At 33.7% G+C, this 19643-nt stretch carries 16 protein-coding genes; 8 read left to right on the top strand and 8 right to left on the bottom strand.

Annotation, left to right across the window (positions count from 1 at the left end):
- The first annotated feature begins 77 nt into the window (after positions 1-77).
- Complete coding sequence (locus RPL90_RS11095) at positions 78-1235, top strand: aminotransferase class I/II-fold pyridoxal phosphate-dependent enzyme (RefSeq protein WP_313549508.1); 1158 nt, start codon at positions 78-80, stop codon at positions 1233-1235.
- Between the two features lie 55 nt (positions 1236-1290).
- Here RPL90_RS11095 and copZ read toward each other — a convergent pair whose 3' ends face one another.
- Complete coding sequence (gene copZ / locus RPL90_RS11100) at positions 1291-1497, bottom strand: copper chaperone CopZ (protein WP_313549510.1); 207 nt, start codon at positions 1495-1497, stop codon at positions 1291-1293.
- Positions 1498-1524: 27 nt separating this feature from the next.
- Positions 1525-3906, bottom strand: coding sequence for a heavy metal translocating P-type ATPase (locus RPL90_RS11105; protein ID WP_313549515.1), 2382 nt, complete (start codon positions 3904-3906; stop codon positions 1525-1527).
- A gap of 275 nt (positions 3907-4181) precedes the next feature.
- Between RPL90_RS11105 and RPL90_RS11110 the strand changes: the two genes are divergently transcribed.
- Positions 4182-4943, top strand: a complete 762-nt coding sequence (locus RPL90_RS11110) for an ABC transporter ATP-binding protein (RefSeq protein ID WP_313549522.1) — start codon at positions 4182-4184, stop codon at positions 4941-4943.
- The gene (locus tag RPL90_RS11115; protein ID WP_313549529.1) at positions 4933-6822 is read left to right on the top strand and encodes an ABC transporter permease; all 1890 of its coding nucleotides are present in this window, start codon (positions 4933-4935) and stop codon (positions 6820-6822) included. The genes RPL90_RS11110 and RPL90_RS11115 overlap by 11 nt, the downstream gene beginning before the upstream one ends.
- 483 nt (positions 6823-7305) lie before the next feature.
- Here the strand turns inward: RPL90_RS11115 and RPL90_RS11120 are convergent, their stop codons facing one another.
- Positions 7306-7512, bottom strand: coding sequence for a hypothetical protein (locus RPL90_RS11120; protein WP_313549533.1), 207 nt, complete (start codon positions 7510-7512; stop codon positions 7306-7308).
- A 113-nt stretch (positions 7513-7625) separates the two neighbouring features.
- Complete coding sequence (locus tag RPL90_RS11125; protein WP_313549536.1) at positions 7626-9047, bottom strand: SLC13 family permease; 1422 nt, start codon at positions 9045-9047, stop codon at positions 7626-7628.
- Between the two features lie 187 nt (positions 9048-9234).
- Between RPL90_RS11125 and RPL90_RS11130 the strand changes: the two genes are divergently transcribed.
- Both RPL90_RS11130 and RPL90_RS11135 read left to right on the top strand, forming a co-directional pair.
- Positions 9235-10428, top strand: coding sequence for a DUF819 family protein (locus RPL90_RS11130; protein ID WP_313549541.1), 1194 nt, complete (start codon positions 9235-9237; stop codon positions 10426-10428).
- A 21-nt stretch (positions 10429-10449) separates the two neighbouring features.
- Positions 10450-11019, top strand: a complete 570-nt coding sequence (locus RPL90_RS11135; protein WP_313549546.1) for a sugar O-acetyltransferase — start codon at positions 10450-10452, stop codon at positions 11017-11019.
- A gap of 34 nt (positions 11020-11053) precedes the next feature.
- On the opposite strand, the gene RPL90_RS11140 is transcribed toward RPL90_RS11135, so the two are convergent.
- Together RPL90_RS11140 and RPL90_RS11145 are read right to left on the bottom strand one after the other, a co-directional pair.
- Positions 11054-11839 carry a putative hydro-lyase gene (locus RPL90_RS11140; protein WP_313549549.1) on the bottom strand — a complete coding sequence of 262 codons (786 nt, stop codon included), beginning with the start codon at positions 11837-11839 and terminating at the stop codon, positions 11054-11056.
- Between the two features lie 72 nt (positions 11840-11911).
- Positions 11912-13510 carry a BCCT family transporter gene (locus RPL90_RS11145; protein ID WP_313549552.1) on the bottom strand — a complete coding sequence of 533 codons (1599 nt, stop codon included), beginning with the start codon at positions 13508-13510 and terminating at the stop codon, positions 11912-11914.
- A 232-nt stretch (positions 13511-13742) separates the two neighbouring features.
- On the opposite strand from RPL90_RS11145, the gene RPL90_RS11150 reads away from it, so the two are divergent.
- Positions 13743-14255 carry a DUF4064 domain-containing protein gene (locus RPL90_RS11150; RefSeq protein WP_313549555.1) on the top strand — a complete coding sequence of 171 codons (513 nt, stop codon included), beginning with the start codon at positions 13743-13745 and terminating at the stop codon, positions 14253-14255.
- An 86-nt stretch (positions 14256-14341) separates the two neighbouring features.
- On the opposite strand, the gene RPL90_RS11155 is transcribed toward RPL90_RS11150, so the two are convergent.
- On the bottom strand, positions 14342-15412 hold the full coding sequence (locus RPL90_RS11155; protein ID WP_313549557.1) for an acyltransferase family protein: 1071 nt from the start codon (positions 15410-15412) through the stop codon (positions 14342-14344).
- Between the two features lie 343 nt (positions 15413-15755).
- Between RPL90_RS11155 and pruA the strand changes: the two genes are divergently transcribed.
- Positions 15756-17300: an L-glutamate gamma-semialdehyde dehydrogenase gene (pruA, locus tag RPL90_RS11160; RefSeq protein WP_313549559.1), complete on the top strand. Its 1545-nt coding sequence runs from the start codon at positions 15756-15758 to the stop codon at positions 17298-17300.
- A 57-nt stretch (positions 17301-17357) separates the two neighbouring features.
- Here pruA and RPL90_RS11165 read toward each other — a convergent pair whose 3' ends face one another.
- Positions 17358-17813: a MarR family winged helix-turn-helix transcriptional regulator gene (locus tag RPL90_RS11165; protein WP_398573869.1), complete on the bottom strand. Its 456-nt coding sequence runs from the start codon at positions 17811-17813 to the stop codon at positions 17358-17360.
- Positions 17814-17958: 145 nt separating this feature from the next.
- Between RPL90_RS11165 and RPL90_RS11170 the strand changes: the two genes are divergently transcribed.
- Positions 17959-19599 (top strand): alpha-keto acid decarboxylase family protein, encoded by a 1641-nt coding sequence (locus RPL90_RS11170; RefSeq protein ID WP_313549565.1) that lies wholly within the window; start codon positions 17959-17961, stop codon positions 19597-19599.
- Positions 19600-19643 lie beyond the last annotated feature (44 nt).

Here is a 19643-nt window from a genome sequence, read left to right on the forward strand (position 1 = left end):
AAAGTTCAACAGAGAGAACTATATACAGAAGAAAATTGAATAGTCATTTGGTAAGTATAAAGGAAGGGGGAGTTGTATTGATTATATCTGATAGATTAGTGCAAATACCAGAAAGCTATTTTGGTAAAACTATGGGTCGTGAAATTGAACATGGGCCATTACCGTTAATTAATATGGCTGTAGGTATACCAGATGGTGAGACGCCTAAAGGGATTTTAGATCATTTTGCAAATGCGTTATATCAACCCGAAAATCAAAAGTATGTGGCATTTCAAGGTAAGGATAAATTTAAACAAGCTATTGTAAATTTTTATCAACGGCAATATGGTGTTGATTTAGAGCCTGAAGAAGAAATATGTATTCTTTATGGTACAAAAAATGGTCTCGTAGGTTTGCCTTCATGTATAGTAAATCCTGGAGAATATGTACTATTACCTGGCCCTGGATATACAGATTATCTAGCAGGTGTACAATTGGCAGATGGGATACCTAAAACTTTACCATTAGCTCCGCCGTATTATTTACCAGATTGGACACAAATCAATAATGATACATTAATTAATACGAAGTTAGTTTATCTTACGTATCCTAATAATCCTACGGGTTCTGTGGCTTCTCAAAAAGTATTTGATGATGCAATAAATCAATTTAAAGGTACTAAAACCAAAATAGTACATGATTTTGCCTATAGCGCATTCGGTTTTGATGCTAAAAATCCAAGTATTTTGCAAATTGAAGGGGCCAAAGATTTAGCAATTGAAATATTTTCACTTTCTAAAGGATACAATATGTCTGGTTTTCGAGTTGGTTTTGCAGTTGGCAATAAAGAGATAATAAGGGCTTTAAAAAAATATCAATCGCATACACATGCTGGTATGTTTGGGGCATTGCAAGACGCTGCGACTTATGCACTCAATAATTATGATGATTTTTTAGAACAGCAAAATACGAAATTTAAAAAAAGAAGAGATTATGTTCAAGCGCAGTTAGACAAGGCTAATATACCTTATGAACCAATGGCAGGCGGTATATTTTTATGGCTAAAAACGCCACCAAATTACGATGGTGAACAATTTGTAGAATATTTATTACAACAACAATCAATCCTTGTAGCGCCGGGTATTCCATTTGGTAAAAACGGTAAGCATTATGTGCGCATGTCGTTAGCATTAGAAGATGAACAATTAACAGAAGCCATAGCTAGACTGAAATCACTACAATCTTTATATCAGTAACAATAAAAAAAGCACGTTCCTATAATTTTTTAGGAACGTGCTTTAGTGTGAATATTTATTTAACGTCATATCCTTGATCTTCTATAGCTTCAGTCATTGCCACATCATCAACTTTAGCTTCATCGTAATTGACATCGACGGTACCTGCTTCTAAATTAACATCAGCTTGTGATACACCTTCTAAATTAATTAAAGCACCTGATACTGCGCTTTTGCAATGTTCACAGCTCATGCCTTCTACTTGAATAGTTTTTGTTGCCATATAAATCACCTCCCTTTAAGTATATGATTATAGCTTCATGCGTTTCAATCTTAATGCATTTGTAACAACGCTGACTGAACTCAATGCCATAGCGGCACCTGCTACCCACGGTGCTAACAAACCAATTGCAGCAATGGGAATACCCGCAACATTGTAACCGAAAGCCCAGAATAGATTCTGTCTAATATTACGTATAGTATATTGGCTCACTTTTAACGCTTTAGGAATAAGCAATAAATCGCCACCTAAAATAGTAATATCTGCTGCTTCGATAGCGATTTCAGTACCGGTACCTATAGCAATGCCGGTATGTGCTTGAACTAAAGCGGGTGCATCGTTGATACCATCACCGACCATCGCTACGGTGCGGTGTTGTTGCAATTGTTTTATTTCATTAGCTTTTTGTTGTGGCAAAACATCTGCAATAACATGATCGATACCGACTTGTTTAGCAATCGCTTTTGCAGTAAGTGCATTATCCCCGGTTAACATCACCGCACTAATATTTAATGCATGTAATTGTGCTATAGCTTGTTTAGCATTCGTTTTTACGGTATCTGCGACGGCTATAATACCAGCGAATTTGCCTGATACTGCAATGCACATTGCAGTTTTACCGTCATTTTCAAAGGAAGATAACGCTTCTTGAACATGATTTATGCTTATTTCATGTTTATTCATTAATTTTAAATTACCTATTAAGATTTCTGTGTCATTTATAGTTGCTTGAATACCGTGACCTGGTATCGTTTCAAAATTTGAAGTTTCAAGTAATGTTAGTTCTTTGTGAGTTGCATAATTAACAATAGCTGCGGCTAAAGGGTGCTCTGAATAATATTCGGCACTTGCAACAAGTTGTAATGTAGATAAATTGCCTGTGAAATCAGTAACCTCGGGCTTACCATTAGTTAATGTACCAGTTTTGTCAAAGACAATCGTATCTATACTGTGTGCTTGTTCTATATGTTCTCCACCTTTAAATAAAATGCCACTTTGTGCCGCTTTACCCGTACCTACCATAATAGAAGTTGGAGTAGCTAAACCTAAGGCACAAGGACAGGCAATAACAAGTACAGAAATTGTAGCGATTAAAGCAGGTTCAAATTGACCAGTATTAACGATGGTTATCCAAATTAAAAAGGTAATTATAGCGATAGCAACGACAATAGGAACGAAATAACTTGAAATAACATCTGCTAAACGTTGAATAGGTGCTTTAGAACCTTGAGCAGCTTGTACAGATTCAATAATAGAAGCAAGTGCAGTATCTTCCCCGACTTGCGTAGCTTCCATTGTAATGGCACCATTTTTATTTAGTGTAGCGCCTATAACTTTGTCATTTATCGTTTTTTCAATTGGTAATGATTCGCCGGTAAGCATAGACTCATCAATCGCAGTTTGTCCTTTAGTTACAGTACCATCTACTGGTATTTTTTCGCCGGGTTTAACTTCGATAATATCGCCGACGACAACTTCACTTACTGGTATCATTTGAACAGTGTTATTACGAATAACGCGTGCTTCTTTACTTTGTAAACTTAGTAATTTACTTAAAGCTTGTGTCGTGTGAGCTTTTGCGCGCGCCTCTAAATATTTACCGAAAAGTATGAGTGTAATTAATATGGCACTTGTTTCAAAATATAAATGAGGCGTAATATTTGGATGAATAATCCATTTGATTGATTCGTAAACACTATAGCCATATGCAGCAGTTGTACCTAAAGCAACAAGGACGTCCATGTTTGCTGAGCCGCTACGTAAACTTTTGTAAGCCCCAATATAAAATTGCCAACCTATACCCAATTGCACAATAGTAGCTAATACAAATTGAAAGTATGGATTCATAAATATATGAGGTAATGGTAAACCAAATAAGTGTACGAACATCGTCATTAATAATGGCATGGATATAACAGCTGAAATAATGAGCTTAATTAATTTATGATGTAATGCTTTGGTTTGTTGAGAAGTTTTGTCTTTAGAGTTCGCTTTAAGTTGTGCGTCATAACCTATAGTTTGAATTTTTTCAATTAAGTCGTTTGATGATATTATTTCAGGATTGAATTTAACAGTACCTAATTCGGTAGTTAAGTTAACAGTTGCCTGATGTACGCCATGTGTACGATTAAGTACTTTTTCAATGCGTGTAGAGCAAGCAGCACACGTCATACCAAATATATCTAATTCGATAGTATCTGTTACGACATCATAACCTGTTTTTTGTATCGTCTGTGTAATGTCTGCTAATGAAATGTGTTGATTATCGTATTCAACAGTGGCTTTTTCGGTAGATGGATTTACAGTAGCAGTAACTTGATCTAATTTATTTAAATTTTTTTCTATTCTGTTTGCACAAGCAGCACACGTCATACCCGTAATTGCGAGTGTGTCTTTTTTTTGAGTGCTCATTAACTGACACCTCCTTGCTAATTTAGCAACTTTCTTGCGTTAAATATACCCCTATAAGGTATAAAAGTCAACGTAACTGTTTGGAAATTTTATTACGTTTTGTAAGGGAAATGATAAGATATAAACAATGCAATGAAATCTTAGTGGCAAATAAATGATGGGCGAGGTGACAATTTTGTCATTTTTGTCGGCTCATTTGTTAGGTCAAACGAACGTCATTCCCCCAAAATTTATTTACAATAAAATTAATAAATAGATAAAAAGGAGAGTGTGTTATGCCTATATTAAGCGCAAATGGTTTAACTAAATCATATGGAAATAGACATCAACGTCAAGAAGTATTAAAAGGGTTAGATTTCACTATTGAAGAAGGGGAATTCGTAACAATAATGGGGCCATCTGGTTCCGGGAAAACGACGTTGCTCAACGTGTTAAGTTCTATTGATTATATTACTAGTGGCATAGTTGAGATTAAAGGCCAACAAATTAATAAAATGAGCAATAAAAAATTGGCAGATTTTAGAAAAAAAGAAATGGGTTTTATTTTTCAAGATTATAGCGTACTCAACACATTAACGGTAAAAGAAAACATTATGTTACCTTTATCGATACAAAATTTATCGAAAGCTACGATGATGCAAAACTATGACGAAGTCACACAAACTTTAGGTATTGACCGTATTGGACATAAATATCCAAGTGAAATTTCAGGTGGGCAACAACAGCGTACTGCAGCAGCTCGTGCGTTTGTGCATAAGCCTTCAATTATATTCGCCGATGAACCTACAGGTGCATTAGATTCAAAAAGTGCACAAGACTTATTATTTAGATTAGAAGAAATGAATAAACAGCTCAATGCGACGATTGTCATGGTTACGCATGATCCGGTAGCTGCTAGTTATTCTAACCGAGTTATTATGTTAAAAGATGGTAGTATTCATTCAGAAATATATCAAGGCGACGATACAAATAATGAATTTTACAAAAATATTATTCATATGCAAACTACCTTAGGTGGTGTGACGAATGACGTTTAATCAAATAGTATTAAAGAACTTTAAAAAGAATATACAACACTATGGCATGTATATCTTTTCATTGATTGTGAGTATTGTCTTATTCTTTAGTTTCGTTACATTAAAGTACACACATGGTATTAACAACGCTGATTCAACTGTTGTTATTAAAAAAGGTGCTACAACAGGTGCATATTTTCTATTTATTATCATTATTATCTTTTTAATGTATGCGAGCCATTTATTTGTTAAAAGACGTACAAATGAATTCGCCATGTATCAACTCATCGGTCTGACTAAGAATAATATTATGCGAATGTTAATGATTGAACAATTAGCGATGTTTGTTATTACAGGCGTGATTGGACTAATTGTTGGTATATTTGGTTCAAAAATTTTATTAATGATTGTGCTTAAAGTATTAAATATACACACAAGTGTATCGATTAATTTCCATTATCAAGCATTGTTACAAACTATTTTGATGCTTGTATTAGCATTTGTATTAATCATGTGTCAAAATTATTTGTTTATTAAAAAACGCAGTATATTACAAATGATGAGTGACCACTCAAAATCAGATGTTAAAAATCCGAAAGTTACAGTAATAGAGACGATATCAGGTGTATTAGGCATTGTAATGATTCTAATTGGTTATTACTTATCTACAGAAATGTTAGATAAATACGTTAGTGCTGCAATGATATTACCATTTATTATTTTAGCTTTAACTGTCGTGGGAGCTTATTTATTTTTTAGAAGCTCTGTTTCACTCATTTTTAAAACAGTTAAACGTATGAAAAAAGGTAATGTTTCCATTACAGACGTCGTATTTACTTCATCAATTATGCACCGTATGAAAAAGAATGCCTTGTCACTTACAATTATTGCGACAATCTCTGCCGTGACAGTTACTATTTTGTGTTTTGGTGCAATTAGTAAAGCACAATTAGGCAATCAAATTGCTTCATCTTCCCCGCAAGATTTTACGTTTACGCAACAAAAGCAAGCTGATCATTTTGCAGAGCAATTAAAACAACACGATATTAATTACAAATTAAAATATAAAGAAGTTGCAACACCTAAGATGTTAAAAGATGATGTATTAAATGCATCTAAAACATACAGTAATGTTGAAACAATGATAGTAACGAGTAATAAATATTTCCACGACGAAGACGTTAAGGGCAACAATGCCAAACTAATTAACTTGGGAGCAATCGGACCCAACATGCATCCTAAACTTAATAAGGACATTGTATTACAAGGTTCAACAAAACATGATTTTAAAGTCACTTCTAAAAGTGAAACGACTCAATTTTCAGCAGAAACATCGTTTAATAGTCCGGTATTATTAGTAAGTGAGCATCAATATAATGATTTAAAACACCATAGTAAAGACGTGAGAACGCAGTCTGGTTTCGATATAGATAATCATAAGCAAATGACACAAGCTGAAAAAATAGCACATAAAATCAATCCTAATATCCAATCTCAAAAAGAAGTTAAGAATCAGGCAGATCAAAGTACAGGTATTTTATTATTTGTAACAAGTTTTTTAGGATTAGCATTTTTAGTGGCAGCAGGATGTATTATTTATATTAAGCAAATGGATGAAACTGAAGATGAAATCGGAAACTTCCGTATTTTAAGAAAAATGGGTTACACACATCACGATATGACTTTAGGATTAGCATTAAAAGTAGCATTTAACTTTGGTATGCCATTAGTAGTGTCATTATTACATTCATTATTTGCAGCCTTAGCGTTTATGAAACTAATGGGATTAAACACATTAATTCCTGTTTATATTGTCATGGTAGCTTACTCAATTATTTACTGTATATTTGCGATAATGGCATTTATACATTCACATAGAATAGTTAAACATTCAATTTGATAATGAGTACGTAGCGACGACTAACTTAAAATTTATTACTCCTCCAGCAAAATAAATATTGTTTCTTTTATATAAATGAGCCTGGGAAATTATAGTGTCTTCAGGCTCTATTTTTATATATCGTGATTTTGTCGTGCATGCTTGCCTGGGGTATGGCTCGAGCCTGTAGTCTCTCACTCATACGATTCCCCAAGGCGTCAGCACGATGCAAAATCGTTATCAAACTAATCTTATTTTTTATATTGATAGTTAGTGATTTTATGAATGAATAGAAAATACGCTTATATCAAGCTGGTTTCAACTTTAATCATTCTCACTACCATAAATTGTAGTTTGTTAAAAAGCATAAAAAAGACGCTAACTCATTTGTAGTTAACGTCTTTTTTTAGTGTCATTAGTCTTTGCTTATATATATGAAAAGTAAGTGCATAGGAGTTTAGAAACTTGTTTTCAGGTGCTGTATTCCCTTAATAAAATAAAGCTTTAAAAGAAGTCAGCTGGGTTCAAATCTTTAAAATCAATATGCTTTAATGATTTGAAGTTGATGTTTTCAACATTTTGCAAAATCTCGCCATTTTTAACTTGGTTGTAGTAATGATGAGCATCTTCAGTTACATTGTGTTCTTGGAACGTCTTGATAGCACCAAGTATTAATAATACTGCAATGGCACCTTTTAATAATGTTTTCATAATTAATAACTCCTTTAACTACTTGATATATATATTGTAACTGTTAAATGCAATAATATCATGCGTCCTAAGTATAGAAGTTGTATCAAACCAGAGTAGTATAGTGCTATGATTTAAATACCAAATGCAATTGGTAGCCAGAAATAAACGAATAATGAAATAATTACTATTGTGAATAAATTCAAAATAAACCCGGCTTTAATCATATCTTTCATTTCTAATTCGTCCGAACTAAACACTGCAGCATTTGGTGGCGTTGAAATAGGTAACATAAAGGCACATGTAGATGAAAGTGCTACAACTGCCATGATAAAGAATGCATCTTGGTGAATAGCGGCTGCGAGTCCAATACTAATAGGCATTAACATATTAGACACAGCAGTATTTGACATGACTTCTGTTAAGAATAAAATGGCTGTCGTTAAAATAATAACGATTAACACTAATGGTAAAGGTTTAACAATATCTAATAGACCACCAATCCATTTAGTTAAACCTGAATCTTCAAACGCGGCAGCTAATGAAAGGCCACCACCAAATAGAATTAAAATGCCCCAAGAAAGTTTAGATAAATCGTCCCATACGAGTAAACCACCTTTTCTAGATTTAGCAGGTATTAAGAAAAGTAATACTGCACCACTCATAGATATTACAGTATCCGATAAATGTAACGATGCAGGTAATGCACTGCTAGAAATCCATAAAATACTGACGAATAAAAAAACGATACCAGTAAGTTTTTCATCGATGCTCATTGGTCCTAACGCACGTAATTCTTTTTTAGCAAAGTCAGAAGATACTTGGTCTGCATCGTCAATTTTGAATAACCATTTAGTTAATAAGAAGTATAATACTACTAATAAAACGATTGTGATTGGTACTGCAAACAGCATCCATTGTGCGAATGATACTGTTCTATGTAAACTTGACGAAGCAACAGCAGCAAATACCGCATTCGGTACGGAACCGATTAATGTTGCTAAACCACCAATAGAAGCGGAATAAGCAACGGTTAATAATAATGCTTTAGAAAATTTATGTGTAGATTCAGGTGATAAAAACTTTGCTTCTTTAATTTCTTCAATAAGTGCTAATGCGATAGGTAACATCATCAAAGCAGTAGCTGCATTAGAAATCCACATTGAAATAAATGCAGTAGCTATCATTGTACCGAGAATGATACGGTTACTGTTTGAACCCATCATCGTTATTATCGTCATCGCAATACGTTTATGTAAGTTACATTTTTCTAATGCAATAGCAATAATAAAACCACCCATGTACATGAAAACAATTGGATCAGCATAAGCAGAAGCTGCAATTTTTTCACTTGTACCACCTGTTAATGGTAAAAGGATTAATGGCAATAGCGAGGTTGCTGGAATTGGAATGGCTTCCGTTATCCACCAAGTTGCTACAAATAATGTAACAGCTAATACTGCTCTAGGTGCATCGCTGAGGCCTGTAATCCCAGGAATAAAATAGAAAATTAAAAATAAGGCTGGGCCAAGTATTAATCCGATTTTTTGTTTCATATAAAACGTCCCCCTTTGTTTTATGAAACCTTATCAATAAGAATATCAATTAATGCCTGTTAGTACAATAATATTCGAATTATATTTAAAATATTCTGAAAAAGTTGATTAAATACTAATACTCATTGATAATATAGAATAAATTAATTCAAATCATTGTAAGTAATAAAACAAAGAGGTGATGCCAATGGTATTAAATGCGATAATTGCAAAAGACGATACATGGGTATTATGGGCAATTATTATCATTTGGGCAACGGTTAGTTTGTTTCTTGAACAACGCTATAAGTGGGCGAGTACTATATCGGGTGCAATCATAGCATTAGTGGGTGCGATGTTATTATCTAATTTTAAAATAATACCAACGAAAGCGCCTGTCTATGATACCGTATGGGACTATATTGTACCTTTATCTATACCATTGTTATTGTTCGGTTCGAATATTATTAAAGTATGGAAAGAAAGTAGAAGGTTATTAGTTATTTTTTTAATTGCATCAGTGGGAACAATGATTGGTGCAGTTGTTGGATTTTTAACTTTACATAAATGGATTCCATATTTGGAAAAAATCGGAGCCATGATGACAGGAAGTTATATAGGTGGAGGTGTGAATTTTGCGGCTATAAGTTCTAAACTAAATACACCTAAAGATATGATTTCATCTACTGTTGTCGCAGATAATAGCGTCATGGCGCTTTATTTTTTATTACTTATAGCAATTCCTGCTATGCCATTTGTCAAAAAACACTTTAAAACTGATTATAATGGTGCAACAACAGATGAAGCACAACAATCTTTTTGGGAACCGAAGAAAATCCAAATTTTAGATATTGCGATTTCTGTGGCTACTGCCTTTACATTAGTAGCTGTAAGTTTTAAATTATCAGAGTTAATACAACATTGGATTCCAAAGAGTAACGCCTTTTTAACGATAATTGTGGCATTCTTTGGCGATCAATATTTATTATTAACGACATTTACTTTAATCGTGGTAGCACTTTGGGGAGACTTTTTTGAAAAATTAGCTGGAGCATCTGAAATAGGAACATTTCTAATATATATTTTCTTTGTAGTTATTGGTATTCCTGCATCATTTGCTACTATTATTCAAACAGCCCCTCTATTATTTGTCTTTGTCATTATCATATTAATATTTAATTTAGGACTTAGCTTAATAGTAGGTAAATTATGCCACTTTAAAATTGAGGAAATATTATTAGCGAGTAATGCTACTGCTGGAGGTCCAACTACTGCTGCAGCTTTAGCAATAGGGAAACGATGGACCAATTTAATAGGACCTATTTTAATTATAGGTACGTTAGGTTACATTATCGGTAACTATGCAGGAACACTTATTTATCATTTATTACTGTCGATGTAATGATTATTAGGGGGATTTGAAGTGAATGAAAAAGAGAAAATGTTAGCTAGTCAGTGGTATGATGCAAACTATGATAGTGCATTAACTGAAGAAAGAATAAGAGCTAAAGATTTATGTTTTGATTTGAATCATACGAAACCAAGTGATACAGACCAACGACATAAAATATTAAATTTACTCTTTAATGATGAATTCAGTAACATAGAAATACTAAGTCCGTTTATCGTTGATTATGGATATAACATAACGCTCGGTGATAATGTATTTATTAATCACGATTGCTATCTAATGGATTGTGCACCGATATCTATAGGTGACAATACTTTTATAGGTCCTAGATGTGGTATGTATACGGCTAATCATCCGTTAAATGCAGTAGCAAGGAATAAAGGATTAGAACAAGCATTACCGATAACTATTGGCAACAATGTTTGGTTAGGTGCAAACGTTATTATTTTGCCTGGTGTAATTATTGGCGATGGCGTAGTCATAAGTGCCGGTAGCGTTGTAACGAAAAATATTAGCGCAAATCAACTTGTTATGGGAGCGCCAGCAAAAGTTGTTAAATCAATAAATAATGATGAGAATTAGCAAAAGCGCAATTTCATTTGAAATTGCGCTTTATTTAGTATGACATGTCACTGTCTCTTACGTCTGTAATAAACATGTGTCCAGGCGCATGTGTAATCATTAATGAAGGTTTGGCTTCCAAAGCTACTGATTGCGGTGTAACGCCACATCCCCAAAAAACGGGTACTTCATTATTATATATAGAGACAGCTTCCCCAAAATCTGGCTTATTAATATTATCGATACCTATTTCTTGTGGATTACCTATATGGATAGGTGTACCATGAACGTTTTTAAAATGAGTTGTGATCTCAGTTGCTTTAATCGCTTCTTGCATCGTCATAGGGCGCATACTTACGGTAATCGGACCATTAAATACGCCGCTAGAAGCTGCAGCTATATTTGTGACATACATAGGTACGTTGTGCTCTTCTTCTATATGACGCACTGGAATATTAGCATCTAACAAGGCGTGTTCAAATGTAAAGCTACAGCCGATTAAAAAGCTTACTAAATCATCATTATGAAGATGCGTAATTTCGCTAGGTGAAGAGACTAACGTGCCGTATTCATAAACGTTATACTTGGCTACATCTGTTCTAATATCCGCTGAATGTCCAAAGGTTGGAAATGATGGATCACCTACTTCAGATACATCTAATAATGGACATGTTTTAGGATTGCTAAAACAAAATTTTAAAAAATCATAGGCATAGGCAGAAGGTAAAATTACAACATTCGCTTGTACATAACCTTTTGCTAAACCACTTGTGTGTCCTTGAAGCCGTCCTTCACGAATATATTGTCTGATTTTCTTAGGCGACGCCTGACTTAAATCCATGCTAACATCCCCATTTAATTGTATTACATTATTATATCAAATCCATATGGTGTTATGTGTGTGTTAAGGGCGTTAATCGTTATTACTCGCTTTATTTTCTTCCATTTCACGTCTTTCTAACGGGATAGAGTAATCCGTATCGTCTTCAACGTAAGTCATTTCGAAGTGTTCTATAGGCTCACGTCTTAATGCTTTCATGATTGAGAACACCATGAGCAATAATATAATTGAGAATGGTAAACCAGTGACAACGGAAGCGGTTTGTAAACTTGTTAAACCACCAGCTAATGTCATGGCAATAGATACGGCACCAATTAATACGCCCCAAATAACTTTATGGATTGTCTTAGGATGTGTTAGACCGCCAGTAGCCATACTTGCTACGATATGCGTCGTAGAATCAGCGCTTGTAATAATAAATATATAAATGAGCGCTATTGCTAATGCACTTGTTATATCAGCCATTGGGAACTTAGATAAAAGTTCAAATAACGCTATCGTATAGTCTTTATCAACAAGTTGAGCAATGTTATCATTTTGTGTTAAAGCAATTTTTAAGGCAGTACCACCAAAAGCCGCAATCCAAGTAAACGAAATTAAAGGCGGCACAATGAGGACGCAAATTACAAACTCTCGTATTGTTCGACCTCTAGAAACTCTGGCTACAAAGCCACCAATAAATGGAGACCAAGAAATTACCCAAGCCCAATAGAATACAGTCCATTGTTGAATCCAAGCATTGTCACCAGTGTAAGGACTAATACGTAAACTATATTCAACAAAGTGTCGCAAATAATCTCCAACGGCTAAAGTATAAGATTCTAAAATAAATCTTAAATCACCGAAAATAAGTATGAACACAAGTAAAACAGCACCTAAACCAATGTTAATATTACTAAGCCATTTTACACCTCTGTTTAAGCCAGTAATTGCAGAGCCTAAAAATATAATAACCATTAATAGTGTTATGCCGATTTTTGTTAAGTTATTATTTGGTACATCATAAACATGATGTAAACCACCACTGATTTGCATAATTCCTAAACCTATTGATGTGGCAATGCCCATGACCGTGGCAATAATAGCTAAAATATCAATAGCATTACGGATAGGTCGTTTATAGCTTTTACCAAATACAGGTTCCATTGCAGTCGAAATTAAACCGTCACGCTTTTTTCTGAATTGGAAAAAGGCTACTGTCAATCCAGCTATCGCAAAAATTGACCATTGTGATATGCCCCAATGGAAAAATGTGTAACCCATTGCTAAACGTGCAGAAGCGGCTGATTCTCCTGATATTTTGCTTGGGAACGGTGAATGTAAATAGTGAGAGAGTGGTTCGGCCACACCCCAAAAGACAATTCCGACTCCTAGACCAGCTGAGAACAACATGCCAATCCAAGATATAAGCGAAAATTCGGGTTCCTCATTATCAGCACCTAATTTAAATCTGCCGTAACGAGATACTGCTAAACTAATTAAGAAAATATCTAAAATAAAAATTATGACTAAAAATAACCAACCAAACGTGTTAGTCAGTGCAGTGTATAAAGATTGAGCATAAGTACCAAACGGTTTTGGGAATATACCCGCAATTAAAGTGACTATTAAGATAATAGCTACTGAAATTGAGTAAACTATATATTTATGTTTTGTTGCTCTATCGTTCATATTTACTATTCATTCCTTTATGTATTTTACTATTTTATGTTCATTACCCTACACTATATAAACATATACATAATGATTATATTTAATATTAAAAGTATTAAAATAAATAGTTTGAAAGTGTAGGTTAAGGTTTAAATAATAACTATAAGCAATATAAATTATTTTGCGTTGTTTATATATCAACAGTTATAATTAACTATGAGCAAAGAATTTCGTTTGAGGAGGTACAAACATGAAACGTACAGCTGAGAGAGTTTTAACGTGGATAGGTATACTATTCCAAATATTAATGATTGCCTTAATGGCGTTAGTATTACCATTTTTAAATGATCCTAGCATTAAAAATGAAGCGATTAATCGTATTCAATCGATGAAAGCTAACGGAAGTTTAAATCAAGGTTTATCACAAGTCACACCTTCAGAGTTATTCGATCTTGTAAAACAAGGTGCGATTATTATCGTTATAATAGCGATTGTTTGTTTAATTTTAGCTATAATTATGACTCAATTAATGCGTCGTATACCTAAGACGATAGGTGTGTTATTAATACTAATGGCTATTGTTAACCTGTTGACAGGTAACTTAATCACTTCGTTGCTGTGGTTAATAGCCGGAATAATGTTAATGGCACGTAGTGATAAAGCGAAGCAATATACTAAAAAACAAGCGAAACAATTGGAGCATAAAGCGACTAAAAAAAGTTCGCAAAGAAGTGAACAATACAAACGCAGTAATAGAAAATAATATGACATTGTTATATGTGACGTAAATTAGATTGTGTATATATAAAAAGAGAGCGCTCATTTAGCGCTCTCTTTTTATATACTGATTTAATCCATTTTACCTAGTTTATAACTTTCATAGACTTTTTCATATTTAATATGACCAATGCCACCGACTATATATTTACCGAATTTAAATAGGTTCAGTAAATAAGCTAAGCAAACGGCCACTGTCAATGTAATTATAAATGTGAAAACAATATTGCTTATTGCACTATCTTCACGTAACATCCCAAGTTGATTAACGAAAAAGTAATGCAACAAGTAGATACAGAAAGAGTAATTACTTATAAATAATATAAATTTTGGCACATATTTGATATACGATGAAAATAAGAAAAACATTAAAATGACCATCGTGACATAAATAGGTATATCAAAACGTTTTGATTCTACCCAAGTACTCACGCCAAATACATAGTTACAAATTAATAACCCTGCAGCTAATATTGTTCCTATGATAATAGACGTAGTGTACTTTTTAATATTTTTCATAAGTGTTTCATAATAAACGCCAGTGTAAAAACCAAGGACAAAATAACTTATCCATCCTAGGAATAACATCCAGCCTTCACGTCCCCAAAACATAGAGATGATGTCACCATGAGCGGGCGGTACAAATTGTCTAAATGCCCAATATAGCGTGGCGAAAATAGTTGTACCAATAATGATAGGGATAGGTTTCCATCTCACTAAATATTTAGCGAAAAAGAAATGCAATAAGTAAAATTGCATAATTATCACGATGAAATATGTAACTGCCGCACCATGAAACATGGTGTCATTTAAGTGACCTATAAAGACTTTGAAAGAGTCTGGTTTATAATAAAAGTAAGAAATACCAATATTTATAAATACATAGGGGATGCCTAAATAAATTAACTTGCTTTTGAAAAATCCTTTTTTAATCGTCGTATGATAGTTTTTAGCTAATAAAAATTCAGATATAAAAACGAACAATGGCGTACTGAACATTAATAGCAATTGAACGATACGAATTAATGTGCCTTTACCTAAATTATCACTTTGGATAAAGGTGGTCGTTATAGAGTGAATGAGCACTATACTAAGACAAGCAATTGTGCGCATCCAAAAAATCACTGATGTATAAGTTTTCATAGTTAAGACTATACCTTCCTTAAAATATTGTGCATTATATAAAAATAAGTTTCAATTCACTGAATATTCGAATAGAAATCATAACATATATAAATAAAATACAATATCAATTTATATTCAATGAAGATTAAATTTTAATTACAAAACCAATGAACACAGTGATATCAATGTTTTAGCTAGTAATTATAATGTTTTAACTTTAACTAATTAATAGTGAGCAATATAAATCAGGAAAGTTTACTGCAAGCGTTTGCAATTATGCTTAGAAGTAGATAGAATATAAAATGAATGGAAGAGTCCATTTTTAGTTTTTCTATTTACAAATGACATGGGGGTAGAAAAGATGGTAGTTAAGTATAGTTATGAACCTGGAATTGATTTTACAGATCCTAAAAATGTAGAATCATTCAAAGAGACCTTAAATAAAGTTAAAGGTGAATTGAATACAAAAATTCCTTTAGTAATAAATGGAGAAACGTCGTTTACACAAGATACGTATACGTCTATAAATCCAGCAAAAACTTCTGAAGTAATCGCAGAAGTATCGAAAGCATCTAAGCAAGAAGTGGATAAAGCTTTTGATGCGGCAAATGAAGCATACGAATCATGGAGAAAATGGTCTCACAGAGATCGTGCAGAACTATTATTACGTATTGCTGCAATTATTCGCAGAAGAAAAGAAGAAATCGCGGCAGTTATGGTTTACGAAGCAGGTAAACCATGGGATGAAGCTGTAGGCGATGCAAGTGAAGGTATTGACTTCATTGAATATTATGCAAGATCTATGATGGACTTAGCTGATGGTAAACCAGTATTGGATAGAGAAGGAGAACATAATAAGTACTTCTATAAACCAATTGGCACTGGTGTTACAATTCCACCTTGGAACTTCCCATTTGCTATTATGGCTGGTACAACATTGGCACCAGTCGTTGCAGGTAACACTGTGTTATTAAAACCAGCTGAAGATACACCATTAACTGCATATAAATTAATGGAAATTTTAGAAGAAGCAGGCTTACCTAAAGGTGTAGTTAACTTTGTGCCTGGGGATCCTAAAGAAATTGGTGACTATTTAGTTGATAGTAAACATACGCACTTTGTCACATTTACTGGTTCAAGAGCAACTGGTGTGCGTATTTTTGAACGTGCAGCTAAAGTACAAGAAGGTCAACAATTCTTAAAACGCGTTATCGTTGAAATGGGCGGTAAAGATGCGATTATCGTAGATAAAGATTGTGATACTGACTTAGCAGCAGAAGCAATCGTATCATCTGCATTTGGTTTTTCTGGACAAAAATGTTCAGCATGTTCAAGAGCAATTGTACACAAAGATGTGCATGATGAAGTGTTACAAAAAGCAATCAAATTAACTCAAGAAATTGAAGTGGGCAACACTTTAAATAACACTTACATGGGTCCTGTGATTAACCAAAAACAATTCGATAAGATTAAAGATTATATCGAAATTGGTGGTAAAGAGGGTAAGATTGAACAAGGTGGCGGCGCTGACGATGGCACTGGTTACTTCATCGAACCAACTATTATTTCAGGTTTGAAATCTAAAGACCGTGTAATGCAAGAAGAAATCTTTGGACCTGTAGTAGGCTTTGTTAAAGGTTCTAATTTTGATGAGTTATTAGAAATTGCTAATGACACTGATTACGGTTTAACAGGTGCAGTAATTACTAATAACCGTGAGCATTGGATCAGAGCATGTCGCGATTATGATGTAGGTAACTTATACCTAAATCGTGGTTGTACTGCAGCAGTTATGGGTTATCACCCATTCGGTGGCTTTAAAATGTCTGGTACAGATGCCAAAACAGGAAGCCCTGACTACTTATTGAACTTCTTAGAACAAAAAGTAGTTTCTGAAATGCTTTAATATGTATAAAAACGACCTATTCGCTTAAATGACGAATAGGTCGTTTTTTTGTCTTGATTAATTGTTATCTTCTTTGATTAAGTGCTTGATGTCTCTAAATCCTTCGCGATGGTCGGCAAGTTCTTCCATTATACGATACCAATCATTATCATCTTCGCTAAAGATTTGGCGTAATAAATCGTTTTGTGCACTATTAAGCTGCTCAACTAACTCGTGTCCTTCATCTGTGATAAATAATTGTTTTACGCGCATATCATCAGGATTTGGTTGTTCGATGATTAATTTTTTCTCTTTAAGTGTTTTCAATGTTGTATGAGAACCTTGCTTTGAAATATCTAGCACTGCTAATAATTGCTTAATCGTAATACCTGGTAGTTTATTGATAAAAAATAAAAAGCGGTGATGTTGGCGATTCATGCCTGATTGTTCAATGATTTCGTCGGCTCTATTAATAAATGTTTTATAAGCAAAATAAAACAACATGTGTTCGTAATCGCGATGATTTGTCATTATAGTGTAACTTCCTTTAAATTAAATAGTTGCACTTATTATAGCAAAAAATTAGTTGTTGTCATAATTAAGTCAACATAGTTGACCTATTTCTAAGTTCCAGTTATTATATTAATTGTAAGGCCAATTGTGAAAGGTGGAATGAACTATGAAAATGAGAGTAGGACAGTATTTAATTGATGCTATTCACAACGCAGGAGTAAACGAGATTTTTGGTGTTCCAGGAGATTTTAACTTAGCATTTCTAGACGATGTTATTGAGCACAAGGACGTAAAATGGGTGGGCAATACAAATGAATTAAATGCAAGTTACGCCGCAGATGGATATGCAAGAGTGAATGGACTAGCTGCTATGATTACCACATTTGGCGTAGGAGAATTAAGTGCAGTAAATGGTATAGCTGGTTCGTACGCAGAACGTGTACCAGTAATTGCTATCACAGGTGCGCCTACAACTAAAGTAGAACAAGAACGTAAATTTGTGCATCACTCTTTAGGGGAAGGCACTTTTGATGATTATAGAAAAATGTTTGAACCTATTACGACGGCACAAGGTTATATCACTACAGATAATGCTGTAGAAGAAATACCTAGATTAATCAATGCTGCTATTAACGAACGTCGTCCAGTTCATGTACACTTACCTATAGATGTAGCAATGACTGAAATTGAAGTAGACAAAGCATTTCAACCAACTGTGAAAAAATCAACAATTAACGCGCAAGTTGTTGATATGATTTCACAAAAATTAAGTAGTGCATCACAACCAGTTATTATTACTGGACATGAAATTAATAGTTTTGATTTACATGAAAAATTAGAACAATTTGTTAATAAAACAAATATACCAGTAGCACAATTATCACTTGGTAAAGGTGCATTTAACGAAGAAAATGAACATTATTTAGGCATATACGATGGTAGCGTAGCAGAAGAAAATGTTAGAAATTATGTCGATCAAAGTGATGCCATTTTAAATATTGGTGCAAAAATTACTGATTCAGCTTCTGCTGGCTTCTCATACAAATTTGATATCGATGATGTAGTGATGTTAAATCACCGCAATTTCAAAATGAATGAAACGAGACGTGATGATATTGATTTACCGACTATACTAGATAGCTTATTGGCAATTGATTATCATAATGAAGCTTCATTCCCTGAAATAAATCGTGAACTTGATGACAATATAGAGTTGACGAGAGCGCCATTAAAACAAGCAACTTACTTTAAAATGATGCAACAATTTGTTGGTTTAGATGATGTCATTTTAGCTGAACAAGGTACTTCTTTCTTTGGCGCCTATGATTTATTGTTGTATAAAAACAATACATTTATTGGACAACCGCTTTGGGGGTCAATCGGTTACACTTTACCGTCATTATTAGGTACACAAATGGCAGATCAACAACGTAGAAATATTTTATTGATTGGTGATGGTTCATTACAATTAACTGTACAAGAATTATCAACTATGATTCGCCAACAAATCAATCCCATTATTTTTGTCATAAACAATGATGGATATACAGTAGAACGACTAATACACGGAGAACATCAACCATATAACGATATTCATATGTGGGATTACAAAGCTTTACCACAAGTGTTTGGTGGCGATAATGTAGGTATACATGAAGTAGCAAATGCACTAGATTTGAAACATACTTTCGAAAATATAAAAGCACAAGGTAATAAAATGCATTTCGTAGAGGTTAAAATGGCTCAAGGTGATGCGCCTGACAAACTAAGAAGCATTAGTCAGGTATTTGCTAATCAAAATAAATAAAATAATATTAAAGTAAGGCTGAGACGCATTGTCACAGTCTTACT

The sequence above is a fragment of the Staphylococcus kloosii genome (genome assembly GCF_032139365.1).
GTDB lineage: Bacteria > Bacillota > Bacilli > Staphylococcales > Staphylococcaceae > Staphylococcus > Staphylococcus kloosii_A.

Bases quoted from the DNA above. Each gene is read 5' to 3' on its own strand.
- RPL90_RS11110 (WP_313549522.1), top strand. From the start codon at position 4,182: ATGCCTATATTAAGCGCAAATGGTTTAACTAAATCATATGGAAATAGA.
- RPL90_RS11170 (WP_313549565.1), top strand. From the start codon at position 17,959: ATGAAAATGAGAGTAGGACAGTATTTAATTGATGCTATTCACAACGCA.
- RPL90_RS11150 (WP_313549555.1), top strand. From the start codon at position 13,743: ATGAAACGTACAGCTGAGAGAGTTTTAACGTGGATAGGTATACTATTC.
- RPL90_RS11130 (WP_313549541.1), top strand. From the start codon at position 9,235: ATGGTATTAAATGCGATAATTGCAAAAGACGATACATGGGTATTATGG.
- copZ (WP_313549510.1), bottom strand. From the start codon at position 1,497: ATGGCAACAAAAACTATTCAAGTAGAAGGCATGAGCTGTGAACATTGC.
- RPL90_RS11155 (WP_313549557.1), bottom strand. From the start codon at position 15,412: ATGAAAACTTATACATCAGTGATTTTTTGGATGCGCACAATTGCTTGT.
- RPL90_RS11140 (WP_313549549.1), bottom strand. From the start codon at position 11,839: ATGGATTTAAGTCAGGCGTCGCCTAAGAAAATCAGACAATATATTCGT.
- RPL90_RS11120 (WP_313549533.1), bottom strand. From the start codon at position 7,512: ATGAAAACATTATTAAAAGGTGCCATTGCAGTATTATTAATACTTGGT.
- RPL90_RS11145 (WP_313549552.1), bottom strand. From the start codon at position 13,510: ATGAACGATAGAGCAACAAAACATAAATATATAGTTTACTCAATTTCA.
- RPL90_RS11105 (WP_313549515.1), bottom strand. From the start codon at position 3,906: ATGAGCACTCAAAAAAAAGACACACTCGCAATTACGGGTATGACGTGT.
- pruA (WP_313549559.1), top strand. From the start codon at position 15,756: ATGGTAGTTAAGTATAGTTATGAACCTGGAATTGATTTTACAGATCCT.
- RPL90_RS11115 (WP_313549529.1), top strand. From the start codon at position 4,933: ATGACGTTTAATCAAATAGTATTAAAGAACTTTAAAAAGAATATACAA.
- RPL90_RS11125 (WP_313549536.1), bottom strand. From the start codon at position 9,047: ATGAAACAAAAAATCGGATTAATACTTGGCCCAGCCTTATTTTTAATT.